The sequence below is a fragment of the Streptomyces alkaliphilus genome (genome assembly GCF_014141535.1).
Classification (GTDB): domain Bacteria; phylum Actinomycetota; class Actinomycetes; order Streptomycetales; family Streptomycetaceae; genus Streptomyces; species Streptomyces alkaliphilus.
This window is the reverse complement of sequence record NZ_VKHT01000951.1, coordinates 1-1,914: the sequence shown is the minus strand read 5'-3', so window position 1 is coordinate 1,914 and position 1,914 is coordinate 1. Positions and strand designations below refer to the sequence as shown.

At 73.8% G+C, this 1,914-nt stretch carries 2 protein-coding genes; one reads left to right on the top strand and one right to left on the bottom strand.

The genetic code is table 11. The annotated features are described in order from the left end of the window. Positions 1-173 precede the first annotated feature (173 nt). A complete protein-coding gene (locus FNQ90_RS21405; protein ID WP_182607853.1) occupies positions 174-1,337 on the top strand; it encodes a D-alanine--D-alanine ligase family protein in 1,164 nt (387 codons plus the stop codon). A gap of 139 nt (positions 1,338-1,476) precedes the next feature. Here FNQ90_RS21405 and FNQ90_RS21400 read toward each other — a convergent pair. Continuing rightward, positions 1,477-1,914, bottom strand: a 438-nt coding sequence (locus tag FNQ90_RS21400; RefSeq protein ID WP_194432761.1) for a DUF3515 domain-containing protein, incomplete at its 5' end; no start/stop codon positions are given.

Here is a 1,914-nt window from a genome sequence, read left to right as displayed (position 1 = left end):
CTCCCGGCCCCACCCGCGCGGCTTCCGCTTCGGCCCGGTCCCCGTGCCCCGGCGCGGAGTGCCCGGCTTTCACCCCTCCGTCCCGCCGTGCCCCGGCCGGCCGGGGGAATCCGTGCGCGAACCACCGGGCGCCGCCGGCCGGCGGAACCGGTGTTCGGTAGCCTCGGGGCGATATGAGCAGCCAGTCGCCCCCCGGGGGCCCCTCTTCGAGCCCTCAGCGCCTCAAGCCGCGCGTCGCCGTCGTCTTCGGAGGCCGCAGCTCCGAGCACGCCATCTCCGTGGTCACCGCGGGCGCCGTGCTGAACGCCATCGACCGCGAGCGCTACGAGGTGTTGCCCATCGGCATCACCGCCGACGGCCGGTGGGCCCTGACCGCCGACGCACCCGAACGGATGGCGATCACCGATCGCCGGCTCCCCGCCGTGGACGACCTCGCGGAGTCGGACTCCGGCGGCGTGCTGCTCCCGGTCACCGCCGGCAGCCGCGAGGTCGTCTACACCGAACCGGGTGCCGTCCCCAAGGTGCTGGGGGACGTGGACGTCGTCTTCCCGGTCCTGCACGGCCCCTATGGCGAGGACGGCACCCTCCAGGGGCTGCTGGAGCTCTCCGGCATCCCCTACGTCGGCTCCGGCGTGCTCTCCTCGGCCATCGGGATGGACAAGGAGTACATGAAGCGCGTCTTCACCTCCTTCGGCCTGTCGGTGGGCCCCTACACGGTGGTACGGCCACGGGAGGAGGAACGCGACCCGGCCGGGGTGCGGGCCCGCCTCACCGAATTCGCCAACCGCCACGGCTGGCCACTCTTCGTCAAGCCGTCCCGGGCCGGTTCGTCCATGGGTATCAGCCGGGTGAACGGCCCGGAGGACCTGGACGAGGCGATCGCCGAGGCCCGACGCCACGACCCCAAGATCATCGTCGAGGCGATGGTGCGGGGACGGGAGATCGAGTGCGGTGTCCTGGAGTTCGAGGAGGGCCCGCGGGCCAGCGTGCCGGCGGAGATCCCGCCCACCACCTCCCACGACTTCTACGACTTCGAGGCCAAGTACATCGACTCGGCCGAGGGGATCGTTCCCGCGCCGCTTTCCGCGGAGGAGTCCGAGCGGGTGCGCGGCCTCGCGGTCCGGGCCTTCGAGGCCGCCTCCTGCGAAGGGTTGGTCCGCGCCGACTTCTTCCTCACCGAGGACGGACGGTTCGTCATCAACGAGATCAACACCATGCCGGGCTTCACCCCGATCTCCATGTACCCCCGGATGTGGCAGGAGAGCGGGGTGGGCTACCCGGAGCTGGTCGACACGCTCATCCGGGCGGCCCTGCGGCGCCCCACCGGCCTGCGCTGACCCCCGCCGGCACGCGCTCCGTCCCGTCCCCTCGCTCCCGTCCCCACCCGGCCGCCCGGGTGGCGGCGGAAGCGACGGGACGGGCCGACGGGACACCGCACGGAGCGGTCGGACGGGACGGGTGGGGAAACGGCCCGGCTCAGCCGTGGTCGGTGTGCCCCTTCCACAGCGGATCGAGCGGCACCGCCCCGGCCACCGCCTCGGCGAGGTCCACCAGGACCCCGGTCTCCGGCGCGTACGCCGAGGGGACCCTCACCTCCACCCGCACCGTGCGCTCGGTGGTGGTGAAGCGGTAGCCGTCGCCACCCGCGTCGGGTTCGATCAGCCACGACACGTCGTTGACCGCCAGCGCGTCGGCGAACGGGTCGTAGGCCGGGTCCAACGGGTCGAGCACCGCCGGGTCCGGCACCCCGCAGCGCAACACGATCGCCGGGTCACCCCACGCGGCCGTGTGGGGCGAGGCGGGTTCCACGTCACGGCGCTCCCGGCCCTCCACCTCCGGGGGCAGGGCGTCGGCCAGGCTCCGGCAGACCTCCGCCGCCTCCGCCGACGGCTCCGGCGCGGCCACCTCCACGGC